The 16,601-nt window shown below is 75.2% G+C and carries 17 protein-coding genes; 14 read left to right on the plus strand and 3 right to left on the minus strand.

Annotated elements, in window-relative coordinates; translation table 11 throughout:
- The 4 genes from FA014_RS11050 to mshA form a co-directional block, all read left to right on the plus strand.
- The coding region (locus FA014_RS11050; RefSeq protein ID WP_154729739.1) for an ROK family protein at positions 1–1,125 on the plus strand (1,125 nt) is incomplete at its 5' end.
- 55 nt (positions 1,126–1,180) lie between these two features.
- Positions 1,181–2,245, plus strand: a complete 1,065-nt coding sequence (locus FA014_RS11055; protein ID WP_230323068.1) for a lactonase family protein — start codon at positions 1,181–1,183, stop codon at positions 2,243–2,245.
- Positions 2,242–3,669, plus strand: coding sequence for a sugar porter family MFS transporter (locus FA014_RS11060; protein WP_328288195.1), 1,428 nt, complete (start codon positions 2,242–2,244; stop codon positions 3,667–3,669). Before FA014_RS11055 ends, FA014_RS11060 begins: the two co-directional genes overlap by 4 nt.
- Positions 3,670–3,850: 181 nt before the next feature.
- Positions 3,851–5,086: a D-inositol-3-phosphate glycosyltransferase gene (mshA, locus tag FA014_RS11065; RefSeq protein WP_154729752.1), complete on the plus strand. Its 1,236-nt coding sequence runs from the start codon at positions 3,851–3,853 to the stop codon at positions 5,084–5,086.
- A gap of 7 nt (positions 5,087–5,093) precedes the next feature.
- On the opposite strand, the gene FA014_RS11070 is transcribed toward mshA, so the two are convergent.
- Entirely contained in the window at positions 5,094–5,537 is a 444-nt protein-coding gene (locus FA014_RS11070) for a nitroreductase family deazaflavin-dependent oxidoreductase (RefSeq protein WP_154729740.1), read from the minus strand.
- Positions 5,538–5,626: 89 nt separating this feature from the next.
- Between FA014_RS11070 and FA014_RS11075 the strand changes: the two genes are divergently transcribed.
- Entirely contained in the window at positions 5,627–6,367 is a 741-nt protein-coding gene (locus FA014_RS11075; RefSeq protein ID WP_154729741.1) for a phosphoglyceromutase, read from the plus strand.
- Between the two features lie 240 nt (positions 6,368–6,607).
- Here the strand turns inward: FA014_RS11075 and phoU are convergent, their stop codons facing one another.
- Positions 6,608–7,270 carry a phosphate signaling complex protein PhoU gene (gene phoU / locus FA014_RS11080; protein WP_154729742.1) on the minus strand — a complete coding sequence of 221 codons (663 nt, stop codon included), beginning with the start codon at positions 7,268–7,270 and terminating at the stop codon, positions 6,608–6,610.
- Between the two features lie 208 nt (positions 7,271–7,478).
- Here phoU and FA014_RS11085 point away from each other — a divergent pair, with 208 nt between their 5' ends.
- From FA014_RS11085 to pstB, 6 genes are all read left to right on the plus strand, one after another.
- Positions 7,479–8,720, plus strand: coding sequence for a sensor histidine kinase (locus FA014_RS11085; protein WP_154729743.1), 1,242 nt, complete (start codon positions 7,479–7,481; stop codon positions 8,718–8,720).
- A gap of 4 nt (positions 8,721–8,724) precedes the next feature.
- Positions 8,725–9,438: a response regulator transcription factor gene (locus FA014_RS11090; RefSeq protein ID WP_154729744.1), complete on the plus strand. Its 714-nt coding sequence runs from the start codon at positions 8,725–8,727 to the stop codon at positions 9,436–9,438.
- A gap of 164 nt (positions 9,439–9,602) precedes the next feature.
- On the plus strand, positions 9,603–10,718 hold the full coding sequence (pstS, locus tag FA014_RS11095) for a phosphate ABC transporter substrate-binding protein PstS (protein WP_154729745.1): 1,116 nt from the start codon (positions 9,603–9,605) through the stop codon (positions 10,716–10,718).
- Between the two features lie 133 nt (positions 10,719–10,851).
- Positions 10,852–11,862 (plus strand): phosphate ABC transporter permease subunit PstC, encoded by a 1,011-nt coding sequence (gene pstC, locus FA014_RS11100; protein ID WP_154729746.1) that lies wholly within the window; start codon positions 10,852–10,854, stop codon positions 11,860–11,862.
- 1 nt (position 11,863) lies between these two features.
- On the plus strand, positions 11,864–12,820 hold the full coding sequence (gene pstA, locus FA014_RS11105) for a phosphate ABC transporter permease PstA (RefSeq protein ID WP_154729747.1): 957 nt from the start codon (positions 11,864–11,866) through the stop codon (positions 12,818–12,820).
- 43 nt (positions 12,821–12,863) lie between these two features.
- Positions 12,864–13,643, plus strand: coding sequence for a phosphate ABC transporter ATP-binding protein PstB (gene pstB, locus FA014_RS11110; RefSeq protein WP_154729748.1), 780 nt, complete (start codon positions 12,864–12,866; stop codon positions 13,641–13,643).
- A gap of 128 nt (positions 13,644–13,771) precedes the next feature.
- Here pstB and FA014_RS11115 read toward each other — a convergent pair whose 3' ends face one another.
- Positions 13,772–14,371 (minus strand): hypothetical protein, encoded by a 600-nt coding sequence (locus FA014_RS11115; RefSeq protein ID WP_195969254.1) that lies wholly within the window; start codon positions 14,369–14,371, stop codon positions 13,772–13,774.
- 367 nt (positions 14,372–14,738) lie between these two features.
- Here FA014_RS11115 and FA014_RS11120 point away from each other — a divergent pair, with 367 nt between their 5' ends.
- The 3 genes from FA014_RS11120 to ispF all read left to right on the plus strand — a co-directional run bounded on the left by FA014_RS11120 (position 14,739) and on the right by ispF (position 16,561).
- Complete coding sequence (locus tag FA014_RS11120; RefSeq protein ID WP_147795473.1) at positions 14,739–15,221, plus strand: CarD family transcriptional regulator; 483 nt, start codon at positions 14,739–14,741, stop codon at positions 15,219–15,221.
- A 39-nt stretch (positions 15,222–15,260) separates the two neighbouring features.
- Complete coding sequence (ispD, locus tag FA014_RS11125; RefSeq protein ID WP_154729749.1) at positions 15,261–16,004, plus strand: 2-C-methyl-D-erythritol 4-phosphate cytidylyltransferase; 744 nt, start codon at positions 15,261–15,263, stop codon at positions 16,002–16,004.
- A 101-nt stretch (positions 16,005–16,105) separates the two neighbouring features.
- A complete protein-coding gene (ispF, locus tag FA014_RS11130; RefSeq protein WP_230323069.1) occupies positions 16,106–16,561 on the plus strand; it encodes a 2-C-methyl-D-erythritol 2,4-cyclodiphosphate synthase in 456 nt (151 codons plus the stop codon).
- Positions 16,562–16,601: the final 40 nt, after the last annotated feature.

A 16,601-nucleotide genomic window follows, 5' to 3' on the forward strand; every position in this document is an offset into this window, starting at 1 on the left:
GGCGCGCCGGCCGCGCCGCCGTCCCGCGCGGACGTCGCCACCGCCACCGGGCTGACCCGCGGGGCGGTGTCCGCCCTGGTCGACCTGCTGATCGGCGCCCGCCTGGTCGCCGAGCTGCCGCCGACCGCCACCGCCCGCGCCGGCAGGCCCGCGGTGCCGCTGGTCCCCGCGTCCGGCACCGTCGTCGGCCTGGGCGCCGAGGTGAACGTCGACTACGTCGGCGTGCGCGCGCTCGACCTCGCCGGGCGGGTGCTCGCGCACCGCGAGACCCGCGGCGACTACCGGCACAGCGACCCGGTCCGGGTGCTCGGCGTGCTGGCGGCGCTCGTGGGGGAGGTGCGCGCCGCGCTGCCCGGCGGCGCCCGGCTGGCCGGGATGTGCCTGGCGCTGCCCGGCCTCGTCGACCGCGGGACCGGGCCGCTGCGGCTCGCCCCGAACCTGGGCTGGCGGGACGTCGACGTCGTCGCCCTGCTGGCCGGCCACCCCGAGGTCGACGGCCTGCCGGTGCGGCTCGCGAACGAGGCGAACCTCGCCGCCCGGGCCGAGGCGCGCGCCGGGGCCGCCGGGCAGTCGTTCCTGTACGTGTCCGGCGAGGTCGGCATCGGTGCCGCGATCGTGCTCGACGGCGAGGTGTTCGCCGGCCGGCACGGCTGGAGCGGCGAGCTCGGCCACACCGTCGTCGACCAGCAGGGCCCGCGGTGCACCTGCGGGGCGCGCGGCTGCCTGGAGCAGTACGCCGGCAAGGACGCCCTGCTGCGCGCCGCCGGCCGGGACGTCGAGGAGCCGGTCGAGGTGCTGCTCGCCGCGGCCGCCGCCGGGGACGAGCGGACCGCGCGGGCGCTGCGGTCCGCGGGCGAGGCGCTGGGGGTGGCGCTGGCGAACTTCGTGAACCTGGTCGACGTCGAGGCGGTCGTGCTCGGCGGGATCTACGCGCCGCTCGCGCCGTGGCTGACGGACGCGGTCGTGGCGCAGCTGCGGTCCCGGGTGCTCGCGGCGGCCTGGGCGGACGCGCGGGTGGGCGTCGCGGCGGGCGGGGAGCACGCCGCGATGGAAGGGGCGGCGCTGGTCGTCCTCCGCGCGGTCGCCGACGACCCGGCCGCCTGGCTGCCCGCCCCCGCCGCCTGACCGCCCGGCCCCGGGCGGTCGCGGGGCGTCGGTGGCGTCGCCTACAGTCCTCGCCGTGACGGAGCACCTGCGCGACCTGTGGATCGGCACCTACCCCTCGGCCGGCGCGGGCACCCCCGCCGGCCTCGGCGAGGGCATCTGGCGGGTGGGCCTCGACGCGGGCACCGGCCGGCTGACCGACCCGGTGCTCGTGGCCGCGACGCCCGCCCCCTCGTTCCTCGCCGTGGACCGGCAGGCCGGCCTGCTGCTCGCCGTCGCCGAGCACGCCGCGGGCGCCGTGGCCGCGTTCCGCGTCGGCACCGGCCCGGACGGCCGCCCGGCGCTGACCCCGTCCGGCACCGCGAGCAGCGGCGGCGACGACCCGTGCCACGTGCTGCTCGACCCCGCGGGGCGCGTCGCGTACGTCGCCAACTACTCGTCGGGCTCGCTGGCGGTGCTCGAGCTCGGCCCGGACGGCCTCGCCGCCGCCGAGCCCGCGCAGGTGCTCACGCACGCCGGCTCGGGCCCGGACGCGGACCGCCAGGAGGCGCCGCACGCGCACTTCGCCGCGCTCACCCCCGACGGCGCGCACCTGCTGGTCTGCGACCTCGGCACCGACGAGATCCGTCGGTACCGCCGCGACCCGGGCACGGGCCTGCTGACCGAGGACGGCATCGCCGCCACGCTCCGCCCCGGCGCCGGGCCGCGGCACCTGGTGTTCTCCGCGGACGGCCGGATCGCCTACGTCGCCTGCGAGCTGGACGTGACGGTCGCGGTGCTGGCCTGGGACGCCGCGACGGCCTCCGGCCGGGTCGTGCAGCACGTGCCCGCGGCCGAGGACGGCACCGGGACCGGCTCCGGCGGGCGGCCCCTGCCCTCCCACATCGACCGGGCGGGCGACCGCGTCCTCGTCGCGACCCGCGGCGCCGACGTGCTCGCGACGTTCGCGCCCGGCCCGGACGGCACGCTCGCGCCCGCGGGCCAGACGACGCTGCCCGGTGCGTGGCCGCGGCACTTCGCGGTCGTCGAGGGCTGGACCGTCGTCGCCGACCAGCGCGGCGACTCGCTCACCGTGCTCCGGGACGGGGCCGTCGTGTCGACCGTGGCGCTGCCGGCCCCGGCCTGCGTCGTGCCCGCGTGACCGCCCTGCCGGGGGGCGCGGCCCCGCGCACCCTCCCGCCCCTGCTGCCCGGGCCGCACCTGCGCCGCCTCGACGTCATCACGGTCGTCGCGACGTTCGGCGGCCTGCTGTTCGGCTACGACACCGGCGTCATCAACGGCGCCCTGGACCCGATGGTCGCGGACCTCGGGCTCACCCCGGCCACCGAGGGCCTGGTCACGAGCAGCCTCCTGGTGGGCGCCGCGATCGGCGCGCTGCTGTGCGGCCGGCTCGCGGACCGGGTCGGCCGGCGGCGGACGCTGGTGGTGCTGGCGGTCGTGTTCTTCGCGGGCGCGCTCGGCAGCGTCGTCGCCCCGTCGTTCGAGGTCATGGCGGCCACCCGGTTCGTCCTCGGCCTCGCGGTCGGCGGCGCGTCGGTCACGGTGCCGGTGTACCTGGCCGAGCTGGCGCCCACCGAGCGCCGCGGCGCGATCACCGGCCGGAACGAGATCGCCATCGTCGTCGGGCAGCTGGCGGCGTTCGTGGTGAACGCCGTCATCGGCACCGTCTGGTCGGACCACCCCGGCGTCTGGCGCTCCATGCTCGCGGTCCAGGCCGTGCCGGCGGTCGCGCTGTTCCTCGGGATGCTCCGGATGCCGGAGTCGCCCCGCTGGCTGCTGTCCCGCGGGCGGGACGACGAGGCGCTCGCGGTGCTGCGCCAGGTGCGGGACCCCGGCCGCGCCGCCGCCGAGCTGCGCGAGGTCCGGGCGCTCGTCGCGCACGAGCGCGCCGACGCCGCCCCCGGGCAGGGCGGCTGGTCGGAGCTGCGGCTGGCGTGGGTGCGCCGGCTGGTGCTGATCGGCGTCGGCGTCGCCGTCGTCAACCAGCTCGGCGGCATCAACGCGGTCATGTACTACGGCACCCAGCTGCTGCGGGAGTCGGGGTTCAGCGGCGACGTCGCCCTCGTGGCGAACGTGCTGAACGGCGTGTTCTCCGTGCTCGGCATGCTGATCGGCCTGCGCCTGATCAACCGGGTCACGCGCCGCGGGCTGCTGCTGGTCGGCCTGACCGGCATCATCGCGTCGCACCTGATGATCGCCCTGTGCTCCGCCGCGCTCCCCGAGGGCACCGCCCGGTCGGTCGCCGTGACGGCGTTCCTGGTGCTGTTCGTCGGGTTCAACCAGTCGTCCGTCGGGCTGGTCTGCTGGGTGATCCTCGCCGAGCTGTTCCCGCTGCGCGTGCGCGGGTTCGCGATCGGGCTGTGCGTGTTCTGGAACTGGGCGGCCAACGCGGTCATCTCCGGCTTCTTCCCGTCGGTGGTCGCCGGCATCGGGGTCAACGGGACGTTCCTGCTGTTCGCGGCCGTGAACGTCCTGTCCTGGCTGTTCGTGCGGTTCGTGCTGCCCGAGACCCGCGACCGGTCGCTGGAGCAGCTCGAGGAGGACTTCCGGGCCGCGCGCCTCTGATCCGGGCGCGGCCCCGGCGGGCCGGTGCGTGCCCGGAGCCGGCCCCCGCGGGCCCGGATCCCACCCGGGTGGTCGGCGTCACGCGGTGCAGGACCCCGCGGATGCCCGACAATGGGGGAGTCCAGTCCGCCGCCGCATCCCCCGGAGTCCCGCCGTGCCGCACGAGCCGCAGCGCATCGCCATGCTGTCCGTGCACACCTCGCCGCTGGACCAGCCGGGCACCGGCGACGCGGGCGGGATGAACGTCTACGTCGCCGAGCTGTCCCGGGCGCTGGCCCGGCGCGGCGCCGCGGTGGAGATCTTCACCCGCGCCACCTCGTCCGCGCTCCCGGAGTCCGTCCACCTCGACGCCGACGACGACCGGGTGCTGGTGCACCACGTGCCCGCCGGCCCGTACGAGGGGCTCGACAAGAACGACCTGCCCGGCCAGCTGTGCGCGGTGACCGCGGGCGTGCTCCGGGTCGGCGCCACCCGCCCCGCCGGCTGGTACGACGTGCTGCACAGCCACTACTGGCTGTCCGGCCAGGTCGGCTGGCTGGCCGCCGAGCGCTGGGACGTGCCGCTGGTGCACACCATGCACACGATGGCGCGGGTCAAGAACGCCGCGCTCGCCCCGGGCGACAGCCCCGAGCCGGCCACCCGGGTGATCGGCGAGGAGCAGGTCGTCGCCGCCGCGGACGCCCTCGTCGCGAGCACCGCCGAGGAGGCCCAGGACCTGGTCGGCCTGTACGACGCCGACCCCGAGCGGGTGCACGTCGTCGCCCCCGGCGTCGACCTCAGCACGTTCCGGCCGCGCGCCGACCGCGCCGCGCTGCGCCGGGACCTGGGGCTGCCCGCGGACCGGGACGTCGTGCTGTTCGCCGGCCGCGTCCAGCCGCTCAAGGCGCCGGACGTCCTGGTGCGGGCGATGGGCGTGCTGCGGGCGACGGGCCGTCGAGTGCCGCTGCTGGTGGTGCTCGGGGGGCCGAGCGGCCGGGCGACCGCGCTCACCGAGCTCCAGGCGCTCGCGGCGGCGTCGGGCGTCGCGGACGACGTGCGGTTCCACCCGCCGGTCGCGCGCGCCGACCTCGCCCGCTGGTTCGCCGCCGCCGACCTGGTCGCCGTGCCCTCGCGCAGCGAGTCGTTCGGGCTCGTGGCGGTCGAGGCGCAGGCCGCCGGCACGCCCGTCGTCGCGTCGGCCGTCGGTGGGCTGCGGTCCGTCGTGCAGGACGGGGTGTCCGGGCGGCAGGTCCGCGGGCACGACCCGGCCGTCTGGGCCGACGCCCTCGCGACGGCGCTCGCGGACCCCGCGTCGCGGACCGCGTGGCGCGCCGGGGCCCGGCGGGTCGCGGAGCAGTACGGCTGGGACGCGACGGCGGAGCAGGTGCTGAAGGTCTACGCCCTGGCCGCCGAGCGGCGCGCCCGCCTCCCGGTCTGACCCGCGGTCAGGCGGCCGGGGCGGGCTCCAGGACCAGGACGGGGATCACCCGGGACGTGCGGGTCTGGTAGTCGGCGTAGTCCGGGTACGCCTCGACCGCCCGGGCCCACCACAGCTCGCGCTCGGCGCCCTCGACCTCGCGCACCGTGTAGTCGCCCTTCGCGGGACCGTCCTGCAGCTCCACCAGCGGGTGGGCCAGCAGGTTGTGGTACCAGACCGGGTGCGTCGGCGCGCCGCCCAGCGACGCGACCACCGCGTACACGCCCTCGTGCTCGACCCGCATGACCGGGATCTTGCGCACCTTGCCCGACTTCGCGCCGAGCATCGTCACCACGACGACCGGCATCCCCCGCATCGTGGTGCCGCGCGTCCCGCCGGAGCTCTCGATGAGCTCCACCTGCTCGCGCGAGCGCTGGTCGGTGCTGGGCTGGTACTCCCCGGTGATCGGCATGCCCCGTGCAACGCCCGGCGGGGGTGCGCGTGTTCCGCGGGCCGAACGTCCCCCGACGCGCGGGCGCCCGGTGCGGCAGGATGGGACCCATGACCTACACCCTCGTTCTGCTCCGCCACGGCGAGAGCGAATGGAACGCGAAGAACCTGTTCACCGGCTGGGTCGACGTCGCGCTGTCCGAGAAGGGCGTCGCGGAGGCCAAGCGCGGCGGGACGCTGCTGACCGACGCCGGCGTGCTGCCGGACGTCGTGCACACGTCGCTGCTGCGCCGCGCCATCACGACCGCGAACTACGCGCTCGACGGTGCGGACCGCCTGTGGATCCCGGTCAAGCGCTCGTGGCGCCTGAACGAGCGCCACTACGGCGCCCTCCAGGGCAAGGACAAGAAGCAGATCCGCGACGAGTACGGCGAGGAGCAGTTCATGCTCTGGCGCCGCTCCTACGACGTCCCGCCGCCGGACATCGAGCTCGGCTCGGAGTACTCGCAGGACAGCGACCCGCGCTACGCCGGCGAGCCGATCCCGCGCGCCGAGGCGCTCAAGCAGGTGCTGGACCGCGCGCTGCCGTACTGGCAGTCGGACATCGTCCCGGACCTGCGGGCCGGCAGGACCACCCTGGTGGCCGCGCACGGCAACTCGATCCGCGCGATCGTGAAGTACCTCGACGACGTGGACGACGCGACGATCGCCGGGATCAACATCCCGACCGGCATCCCGCTCGTCTACCACCTGGACGAGGAGACCCTGAAGCCGACCAACCCGGGCGGCACCTACCTCGACCCCGACGCCGCCGCCGAGGCGATCGCCGCGGTCGCGAACCAGGGCAAGTGACCCGCGCGGCGCGCTGACGCCGCGAGCACGCGCGAGGGCCCGGTCCGACACCCGTCGGACCGGGCCCTCGCGCGTTCCCCCGGGTGCCCCGGCCGCTGCGCGCCCCCACCCCCGCGTCCAAGACCCGCCGAGATCGCAGAAGGTGCGGGGTTCAGGGGCCGCCAACCCCGCACGTTCTGCGGTCTCGGCGAGGGGGGATGCGGGGGGGAGGGGGGTCGGGGCAGGGGGAGGGGGGACGGGTCAGCGGGTGCCGCTGGCGTCGTTCGCGAACTCGCCGGTGACCAGGTACACGATGCGCCGCGCGACGGACACCGCGTGGTCGCCGAACCGCTCGTAGTACCGGCCGAGCAGCGTGACGTCGACCGTCTGCTGCGGGGTGCCGGTCCAGGACCCGCCGAGCAGGACGCGGAACGTCTCCTCGTGCAGCGAGTCGAGCAGGTCGTCGTCGCGCTCGATGCCCTCGGCCTCGGCGAGGTCGTGCGACGTCAGCACCTGGGTGGTGCGCTGGGCGACCCGGCGCGCGGCGTCGTTCATCTCGGTGAACACGCCGGTGAGCGCCGGGTCGATCGCGGCGTGCGGGTACCGGGCGCGGGCCACCTGGGCGACGTGCCGGGCGAGGTCGCCCATCCGCTCGAGCGTCGCGCTCATCCGGAGCGCCGACACCACGACCCGCAGGTCGGTGGCGACCGGCTGCTGCTGGGCGAGCAGCAGGACGCACCGCTCGTCGAGGTCGCGCTCCAGGGCGTCGATGGCGAGGTCGTCGGCGATCACCGACTCCGCGAGCGCCAGGTCCTGGCGGAGCAGCGCCTCGCCGGCTGCGCCGATCGCGTGCTCGACACGGCGGCTCATCGCCACCAGGTCGTCCCCGAGCTGCTTCAGCTCGGCTTCGAAGATCTCCCGCATGGCTTCCTCTCGTTCGCGCGCCGGTCGCGCGCGGGCGTGCGTGGGTGCACCAGTCTGGTCCCGGCCGCCCACGGTCGCACGCCTGGGTGAACGCCCCGGTGAACGCCGGGCCGACGCGCGGTGAACGGAGATGAACACTGCGGCGGCCGCCCCCGTGCCGAGGCCGCGCCGGTCCCGGGCACGGCCGCCGCGACCGTACGCTGGCGCCGTGGAGGGTCTCAACGGTCTCGGAGCGCTGCTCGCCGGCGTGCTGGGTCTGCTCACCGGCATCGGGGCGACGCTGGCGTTCCGGTTCAGCGAGCGCGCCCAGCGCACCGTGCCCGAGCGCCCGGCGCCCGAGGTGGACGACGGCGTGGTCCGGACGCTCGCGGTGCTGCGCTCGGCGGCGGTCGTGCTCGACGACGACGACCGGGTGGTGCGCGCGAGCCCGCCGGCCTTCGCGCTCGGCGTGGTCCGGGACGGCATGGTCGTGCACGCCGCGGTGCGCGAGCTGATCGCCGACGTGCGGCGCACCGGGCTGATCCGCGACGAGGAGCTGGAGCTGCCGCGCGGGCCCGTGGGCCCTGGCACCGTGATGCTCCAGGTGCGCGTCGCGCAGGTCGGCCCCGGCCTGCTGCTCGTCCTCGCGGAGGACCGGACCCAGGCGCGCCGGCTGGAGGCGATCCGCCGGGACTTCGTCGTCAACGTGTCGCACGAGCTGAAGACCCCGGTCGGGGCGCTGTCGCTGCTGGCCGAGACGGTGCAGGACGCCGCGGACGACCCCGAGGCGGTCCGCCGGTTCGCCGGCCGGATGGTCGCCGAGGCGCACCGGCTGTCCGAGCTGGTGCACGAGATCCTCGAGCTGTCCCGGCTGCAGGTCGCGGGCGCCCTGAAGGACATCGCGGTCGTGGACGTCGACGCCGTCGTGAGCGAGTCGGTCGACCGCGCGCGCACCGGCGCGGCCGCAAAGGAGATGGCCTTCCAGGTCGGCGGGGAGCAGGGCACCCGGGTGTTCGGCGACCCCACGATGCTGGTCCAGGCGGTGCGCAACCTGCTGGACAACGCGGTGCGCTACTCGCCGGCCGGCACCACCGTCGGCGTCGGCGTCCGCACCCGCGACGGCCTGGTCGAGATCGCCGTCGTCGACCAGGGCGTCGGCATCTCGCCGGAGGAGCAGGACCGGGTGTTCGAGCGGTTCTACCGCGTCGACCCGGCGCGCAGCCGGGAGACCGGCGGCACCGGCCTCGGCCTGTCGATCGTCAAGCACGTCGCGGCCGACCACGGCGGCGACGTGCAGGTCTGGTCGCAGCCCGGCCGCGGCTCCACGTTCACCCTGCGGCTCCCGGTCGCCGTGGGCCAGCCGCCCGTCGCGGCGCCCGACGACCGCCCGCAGCCCCTGGTCGTCCCCGACCGCCCCGGCCCGGCCGCCCCGCGCGCCGGCGCTTCCCCCGACACCGCACCGGAGGCCTGACCCCGTGACCCGCATCCTGCTCGTCGAGGACGAGGAGTCCTACCGCGACCCGCTGGCGTACCTGCTCGGCCGCGAGGGGTTCCAGGTCACCACGGCCGCCACCGGGACCGAGGCGGTCGAGGCCTTCGAGGCCGAGGGCGCCGACCTCGTGCTGCTCGACCTGATGCTCCCCGGCCTGTCCGGCACCGAGGTGTGCCGCCGGATCCGGCAGCGCAGCGACGTCCCGGTGATCATGCTGACCGCGAAGGACGGCGAGATCGACAAGGTCGTCGGCCTGGAGCTCGGCGCCGACGACTACGTCACCAAGCCGTACTCCTCCCGTGAGCTGCTGGCCCGGGTGCGGGCGGTGCTGCGCCGCCGGCAGGCCCCCGCCGCGCAGGCGGCCGACGAGGACGCCGAGGACGACGGCGTGCTCGCCGCAGGCCGGGTCCGGATGGACGTCGAGCGGCACACCGTCACGGTCGACGACCAGCCGGTGGCGTTCCCGCTCAAGGAGTTCGAGCTGCTCGAGCTGCTGCTGCGCAACGCCGGGCGGGTGCTGACCCGCGGCCAGCTGATCGACCGGGTGTGGGGGACCGACTACGTCGGCGACACCAAGACGCTCGACGTGCACGTGAAGCGGGTGCGGGCCAAGATCGAGCCGGACCCGGGCAACCCCACGCTCCTGGTCACGGTGCGCGGCCTCGGCTACAAGCTCCTGGACGACGAGCCGGCCTGACCGGCCGGCCGTGACGCGCGCCACGCGGGCCCCCGTCAGGATTGTCCCCTCGTTCACCGTCCGTTCACCCGGCTACGGGAGCCTGGTCACCTGCGCTCCCTAGCGTCGGCGGCAGGTCGCGCACAGACGGGTGCGCGCCGCGTCACGACAGGACGGACAACACTGTGAAGCTCAACCGCGGTCGTACGGGTGCCCTCGCCCTCGCCGGCGTCGTCGCCCTCTCCCTCACGGCATGTGGTTCGGACAACCCGACCGGCAGCACCGAGACCACGGGCTCCGACACCGGCTCGACCAGCTCCCTGTCGGGTGAGCTCGCCGGTTCCGGCGCCTCGTCGCAGGAGTCCGCGATGGAGGCCTGGCGCGCCGGGTTCCAGAGCGCGAACCCCGACGTCACCGTCTCGTACGACCCGGTCGGCTCGGGCGGTGGGCGCACCGCGTTCCTCGACGGCTCCGTGAAGTTCGCGGGCACGGACTCGGCGCTCGACTCCGACGAGCTGGCCCAGGCCCAGGAGCGCTGCTTCGGCGCCGAGGCGGTCGACCTGCCGGTCTACATCTCCCCGATCGCCGTCGTGTTCAACGTCGAGGGCGTCGCCGAGCTCAACCTCTCGGCCGAGACGATCGCGAACATCTTCAACGGCACCATCACGAACTGGAACGACCCCGCCATCGCCGAGGCGAACCCGGACGCGACGCTGCCGGACCTGGCGATCACCACGGTGCACCGCTCCGACGAGTCGGGCACCACGAAGAACTTCACCGACTACCTGTCGAAGGCCGGCAACGGCGCGTGGACGGCCGAGCCGTCCGGCGACTGGGCGATCGAGGGCGGCGAGTCCGGCCAGGGCACCTCCGGCCTGATCCAGACGGTCCAGGGCGGCCAGGGCACCATCGGCTACGCCGACGCCTCGAAGGCCGGCTCGCTCGGCAAGGTCTCCATCCAGGTGGGCGACGACTTCGTCGCCCCGTCGGAGGAGGGCGCCGCCGCCGCGCTCGACGTCTCCCCGCGCGACGACACCCGCGCCGAGGGCGACATCGTCATCGACATCGACCGCACCACGACCGAGGCCGGCGCGTACCCGCTGATCCTCGCCTCGTACCTGGTCGTCTGCCAGTCCTACGACTCGCAGGACGACGTGGACCTGGTCAAGGCGTTCGCGACCTACGTCGCCTCCGCCGAGGGCCAGGCGGCGTCGGAGTCGGCCGCGGGCTCCGCGCCGATCTCGGACACGCTGCGCACCGACGTCCAGGCGTCGATCGACGCGATCACCCTGGCGTCCTGACGACCGGGGGAGGGGCGGTCGTCGTGACCCGTCGTCCGGCCCTCCCGACCGGACCCCGGCCGGTCCACCTCGCGGTGGGCCGGCCGTCGGCGCGAGACACGCCCTCTCCCCTCCCCCTCCCTCTGGAGAACGTGTGACCAGCACCCAGCCCCGCACCGCGGGGTCCACCGAGCCGGCCGTCGCCGGCACGACGGCCCGCCGGCTGCGTGCGGGCCACGGCGACCGCGGCGGCAGCCTGGCGTTCCGGTGGCTCGCCACCGGCGCCGGCATCCTGATCCTCGTCATCCTGGCCGCCGTCGCGGTGTTCCTGATCCAGCGCGCGTGGCCCGCCCTCACCGCGGACCAGGCCGAGCTCGCCGACAAGGTCAGCTGGTTCCCCGACGACACGAGCCTGCTCGGCTTCGTCGGGCCGCTGATCTTCGGCACGCTGCTCGCGGCCGCGGTGTCGCTGCTGCTGGCGACCCCGGTCGCCATCGGCATCGCGCTGTTCACCTCGCACTACGCGCCGCGCCGGCTCGCCAGCGCGCTGGGCTACGTGGTCGACCTGCTCGCCGCCATCCCGTCGGTCGTCTACGGCCTGTGGGGCGGCCTGGTGCTGAGCCCGGTCGTGCAGCCGGTGTGGGAGTTCCTGGGGACGTACCTCGGCTGGATCCCGTTCTTCGGGGGCACGGTGTCGCCGACCGGCCGCGTGATGATGACCGTGGCCGTGGTGCTCGCGGTGATGATCCTGCCGATCATCACCGCCATCTGCCGCGAGGTGTTCCTGCAGACCCCGCGCCTGCACGAGGAGGCCGCCCTGGCCCTCGGGGCGACGCAGTGGGAGGTCGTGCGGATGGCCGTGCTGCCGTTCGCCCGGTCCGGGATCGTCTCGGCCGCCATGCTCGGTCTGGGTCGCGCGCTCGGCGAGACGATGGCCGTCCTGATGATCCTGTCGCCCGGGTTCCTCTACTCGTTCCAGCTGCTCGCCGCGGGCCAGCAGCAGACGATCGCCGCGAACATCGCCGCGCAGTTCCCCGAGGCCAACCAGACCGGCGTCGCGACCCTGATCGCCACCGGTCTGGCGCTGTTCATCATCACCCTGGCCGTGAACATGGCCGCCCGCGCGATCGTCGCGCGGCGCAAGGACTTCTCGGGGGCGAACTGACATGACGACCACCCCGACCACCACCACCCCGGCGGGCTCGTCGCTGCGTGAGGCGCTGCAGGCCACCGACCGCCGGCGGCGCCGCACCGACGTCACCATGCGGGTCCTGATCAGCGCCGCGTTCGTGCTGGCGATGATCCCGCTGCTCTCGCTGACCTGGACCGTGGTGTCCCAGGGCATCGGCCGGCTCGACTCCTACTTCCTGCTCCACTCCATGCGCGGCGTGTTCGGCGGCATGGACGCGGGCGGCATCTACCACGCCATCGTCGGCACGCTGGAGATCACGCTGTTCGCGGCGCTCATCTCGGTGCCGATCGGCCTGCTGACCGCCATCTACCTGGTGGAGTACGGCAACGGCAAGGCCCTCGCGCGGCTGGTGACCTTCCTGGTGGACGTCATGACGGGCATCCCGTCGATCGTCGCCGGCCTGTTCGCGTACGCGCTGTTCGCGCTGCTCCTCGGCCCGGGCGCGAAGTTCGGCGCGATCGGCTCGGTCGCCCTCTCGGTGCTGATGATCCCGGTCGTCATCCGGTCCAGCGAGGAGATGCTGCGGCTCGTCCCGAACGAGCTCCGCGAGGCGTCGCTGGCCCTCGGCGTGCCGCGCTGGCTGACCATCATCAAGGTCGTGCTGCGCACCTCGGTCGCCGGCCTGACCACCGGCGTGATGCTGGCGATCGCCCGCGTCATCGGCGAGACGGCCCCGCTGCTGCTCACCGTCGGCGTCGTCGACTCGATCAACTTCAACCTGTTCGAGGGCCGGATGATGACGCTGCCGGTCTACGTGTACCGCCAGTACGCTCAGGGTCTGGTCCCGTGCACGGACGGCGACGCGAGCTGCATCCCCGACATCAACCTGCAGCGCGCCTGGGCCGCCGCCCTCACGCTCTTCCTCATCGTCATGGTGCTGAACCTCATCGGGCGCCTGGTGACGCGGCTCTTCGCCCCGAAGATCCGCTGAACCCGCCCGCACCTCCCTCACCGAGCACAAGGAGACGACCGAGATGGCTCAGCGCATCGACGTCAAGGACCTCAACATCTACTACGGCGCCTTCAAGGCCGTCGAGGACGTGAACATGACCATCGAGCCGCGCTCGGTGACCGCGTTCATCGGCCCCTCCGGCTGCGGCAAGTCGACGTTCCTGCGCACCCTCAACCGCATGCACGAGGTCATCCCCGGGGCCCGCGTCGAGGGCACCGTCGCGGTCGAGGGCGTGGACCTCTACGGCTCGGACATCGACCCGGTGGCCGTGCGCCGCCAGGTCGGCATGGTGTTCCAGCGCCCCAACCCGTTCCCGACGATGTCGATCGCCGAGAACGTGCTGGCCGGCGTGAAGCTGAACAACCGCCGCATCTCGAAGAGCGACGCCGCCGACCTGGTGGAGGAGTCGCTGCGCGGCGCCAACCTCTGGAACGAGGTCAAGGACCGCCTCGACCGCCCGGGCTCGGGCCTGTCCGGCGGCCAGCAGCAGCGCCTGTGCATCGCCCGCGCCATCGCGGTGCGGCCGCAGGTGCTGCTGATGGACGAGCCGTGCTCCGCGCTGGACCCGATCTCGACCCTCGCCATCGAGGACCTGATCGCCGAGCTCAAGAGCGAGTACACGATCGTCATCGTCACGCACAACATGCAGCAGGCGGCCCGCGTCTCGGAGCGGACGGCGTTCTTCAACATCGCCGGCACCGGCCAGCCGGGCAAGCTCATCGAGATCGACGACACCGCCACGATGTTCTCGTCGCCCAAGGAGCAGGCGACCGAGGACTACATCTCCGGCCGCTTCGGCTGAGCCGCGGGGGGCACGGCGGCGGCGCGCGGGTCGGGAGGGGAGCCGCGCGCAGCCGCCCGGGCCGTACGACGCAGGCCCCGTCCGGACGGACGGGGCCTGCGGTGCGTGCGGGGTCGTGCGGCGGGCCGTCAGCCCTCGGTGCCGCCCGCCTGGTCGGCGTCCTCGGACCCGGTGCCCGCGGTCGCCTCGGCGCCCGGCTCCGTGGTGTCCTCGGCGGAGGCGGTCGCGGTGCCCGACGGCTCGGGGGTCTCCACCACGACCTCCGGCACCAGGTCGGCGTACTCCGGCAGCGTCCCGTCGAGCACCGGCACCGGGACGGTCCCCTCGCCGGCCGCGTCGGTGCGGAACGTGACCTCGACCGTCGAGCCGGGGGCGCCGGGGTCGTCGAGCACGACCTCCTCGCCCTCGGGGCCGCCGAGGAGCAGGGTCTGCCCGGACTCGACGCGCAGCATCTCCCGCGAGTCGCCGAGCTCGATCGTCACCCGCAGCGTGTCCTCGCCGATGTTGGTCAGGCCGCCCTGCAGCGCGCCGGGCGCGTCGGCCGCCCCGGCGACGAGCAGCAGGTTCTCCGCCGACAGGTCGCCCAGGGTGAGGCCGACCCCGTCCGAGGCCGAGTAGGGGCGGGCGGTGGTGATGTCGTTCGTGACCGAGCAGCCGGACAGGGCCGCCGCGAGGGCCAGGGCGGCCCCGACGACGACGGGGCGGGCGATGGTGCGGCTGCGGGCCACGGTGAACTCCTCGGTGCGGTGGGGCGGGCGCTGCGGTGCGCGGGGGCTGCGGCACGCGCGCGGGCGTGCGAGGCCGAGCCTACGTGGGGCCGGGGGTGCCGTGCACGGCCTCTGCGCCGACGCGTGGGCCTTCGGTCCCGCCTGGGGTGTCGTCGCAGGTCAGGGAGGTGCGCGACCGCGGACGGGGTCGCACGGGGCCCGCGTCGGAGACTAGCCAGCCGGACGCGCGCGTGCGGCACCTCGCGCGGCGTGTCGAGCCTCTGACGTGGCCGGCAACGCCCTGACCTGCACAAACGCGGCTGATCTCCACGAAATCCCCCCGTTGCCGCGTGGTAGACTGGCTTTCCGCGAAAGGGGACACCTGCAGATGACTTTCACTGTTGGGGAGACGGTTGTCTACCCGCACCACGGTGCAGCGCTGATCGAGGAGATCAAGACCAGGACCATCCGCGGCGAGGACAAGATCTACCTCAAGCTGAAGGTCGCCCAGGGTGACCTGACCATCGAGGTGCCGGCGGAGAACGTCGACCTCGTGGGTGTGCGGGACGTCGTCGGGGCCGAGGGGCTGGAGCGCGTGTTCGACGTGCTGCGCGCCCCCTACACCGAGGAGCCGACCAACTGGTCGCGCCGCTACAAGGCCAACCTCGAGAAGCTCGCCTCCGGCGACGTGATCAAGGTCGCCGAGGTCGTCCGCGACCTCTCCCGCCGGGACGCCGACCGCGGCCTGTCCGCGGGCGAGAAGCGCATGCTCGCCAAGGCCCGGCAGATCCTCGTCTCGGAGCTCGCGCTGGCCGAGCACACCGAGGAGGAGAAGGCCGAGGCCATCCTCGACGAGGTGCTCGCGTCCTGACGGCGCGCTGACCCTCCGACACCGGCCGACCGCGCCCGCATGCCCACCGCGGCGATCCTGACCGCCGCCGGCAGCGGCACGCGGCTCGGCCTCCCGGGACCGAAGGCGCTCGTCGAGCTCGCCGGGGTCCCGCTGGTCGTCCACGCCGCCCGGCGCCTCGCGGCGTCGGGCGTCGTGCTGTCCGTGGTCGTCACCGTGCCGCCCGGCCGCGTCGGCGGGTTCCGCGCGCTGCTCGGCGGGCCGGTGCGCCCGGGCGTCGGCGTGCCCGTGACCGTCGTCGAGGGTGCCGCATCCCGGCAGGCGTCCGTCGCCGCCGGGCTCGCGGCGCTCGGGGACGACGTCGACGTCGTCCTCGTGCACGACGCGGCCCGCGCGCTCGCGTCGCCCGCGCTGATCCGGTCCGTCGAGGCCGCCGTGCGCTCCGGGCACCGGGCCGTCGTGCCGGGGCTGCCGGTCGCCGACACCATCAAGCAGGTCGGCGAGCCCGTCGACGGCGCGGCCCCGGTGGTCGCCACCGTGCCGCGCGCCACGATGCGGGCCGTCCAGACGCCGCAGGGGTTCGAGCGGGCGCTGCTGGACGCTGCCCACGCCGCCGGGTCGGACCGGGCGGCCAGCGAGGCGACGGCCGCGACCGACGACGCGGCGCTCGTCGAGGCGCTCGGGGAACGGGTGTGGGTCGTGCCCGGGGAGGAGTCGGCCATGAAGATCACGACGACGCGGGACCTCGCGGTGGCGGAGCTGCTGGCGCGGGACGCCGGGGCGCGCGACGGGGTGCGGTCGTGACGGCGGCGGCCGCGGGACCGGCGGGCGGGGCGCCCCGAGACCCGGGTGCGGGCCGGGGCGCCGGTGCGCCGGGCCTGCCGCGCACGGGCGTCGGCGTCGACGTGCACGCGAACGACCCCGAGCCCGCACCCGGGGCCGTCCTGCACCTCGCGGGCCTCGCGTGGCCCGGCGAGGCGCCGCTGGCCGGCCACTCGGACGCCGACGTCGCCGCGCACGCCGCGGCCGACGCCCTGCTGTCCGCCGCCGGGATCGGCGACCTGGGCTCGGTGTTCGGCACGTCCCGCCCCGAGTGGGCCGGCGCCGCCGGGACGACCCTGCTGGCCGAGGCGGCGCGCCTCGTCCGCGAGGCCGGGTTCGAGATCGGCAACGTGGCGGTGCAGGTGATCGGCAACCGCCCCCGCCTGTCCCCGCGCCGCGCCGAGGCGGAGGCCGCCCTGACGGCCGCGGCCGGGGCCCCGGTGACGGTCTCGGCGACGACGACGGACGGCCTCGGCCTCACGGGTCGCGGCGAGGGCATCGCCGCGATCGCCACGGCCCTGATCGCCCCGCGCGCCTGACCCCGCGCGCGGCGGCGCGCCTCGCGCTGCCGCGCCTCGC

This window comes from Cellulomonas hominis (assembly GCF_005239125.1).
GTDB lineage: Bacteria > Actinomycetota > Actinomycetes > Actinomycetales > Cellulomonadaceae > Cellulomonas > Cellulomonas hominis_A.

Coding starts and splice junctions, on each gene's coding strand:
- mshA (WP_154729752.1), top strand. CDS start 3,851: ATGCTGTCCGTGCACACCTCGCCGCTGGACCAGCCGGGCACCGGCGAC.
- FA014_RS11070 (WP_154729740.1), bottom strand. CDS start 5,537: ATGCCGATCACCGGGGAGTACCAGCCCAGCACCGACCAGCGCTCGCGC.
- FA014_RS11075 (WP_154729741.1), top strand. CDS start 5,627: ATGACCTACACCCTCGTTCTGCTCCGCCACGGCGAGAGCGAATGGAAC.
- phoU (WP_154729742.1), bottom strand. CDS start 7,270: ATGCGGGAGATCTTCGAAGCCGAGCTGAAGCAGCTCGGGGACGACCTG.
- pstA (WP_154729747.1), top strand. CDS start 11,864: ATGACGACCACCCCGACCACCACCACCCCGGCGGGCTCGTCGCTGCGT.
- pstB (WP_154729748.1), top strand. CDS start 12,864: ATGGCTCAGCGCATCGACGTCAAGGACCTCAACATCTACTACGGCGCC.
- FA014_RS11120 (WP_147795473.1), top strand. CDS start 14,739: ATGACTTTCACTGTTGGGGAGACGGTTGTCTACCCGCACCACGGTGCA.
- ispD (WP_154729749.1), top strand. CDS start 15,261: ATGCCCACCGCGGCGATCCTGACCGCCGCCGGCAGCGGCACGCGGCTC.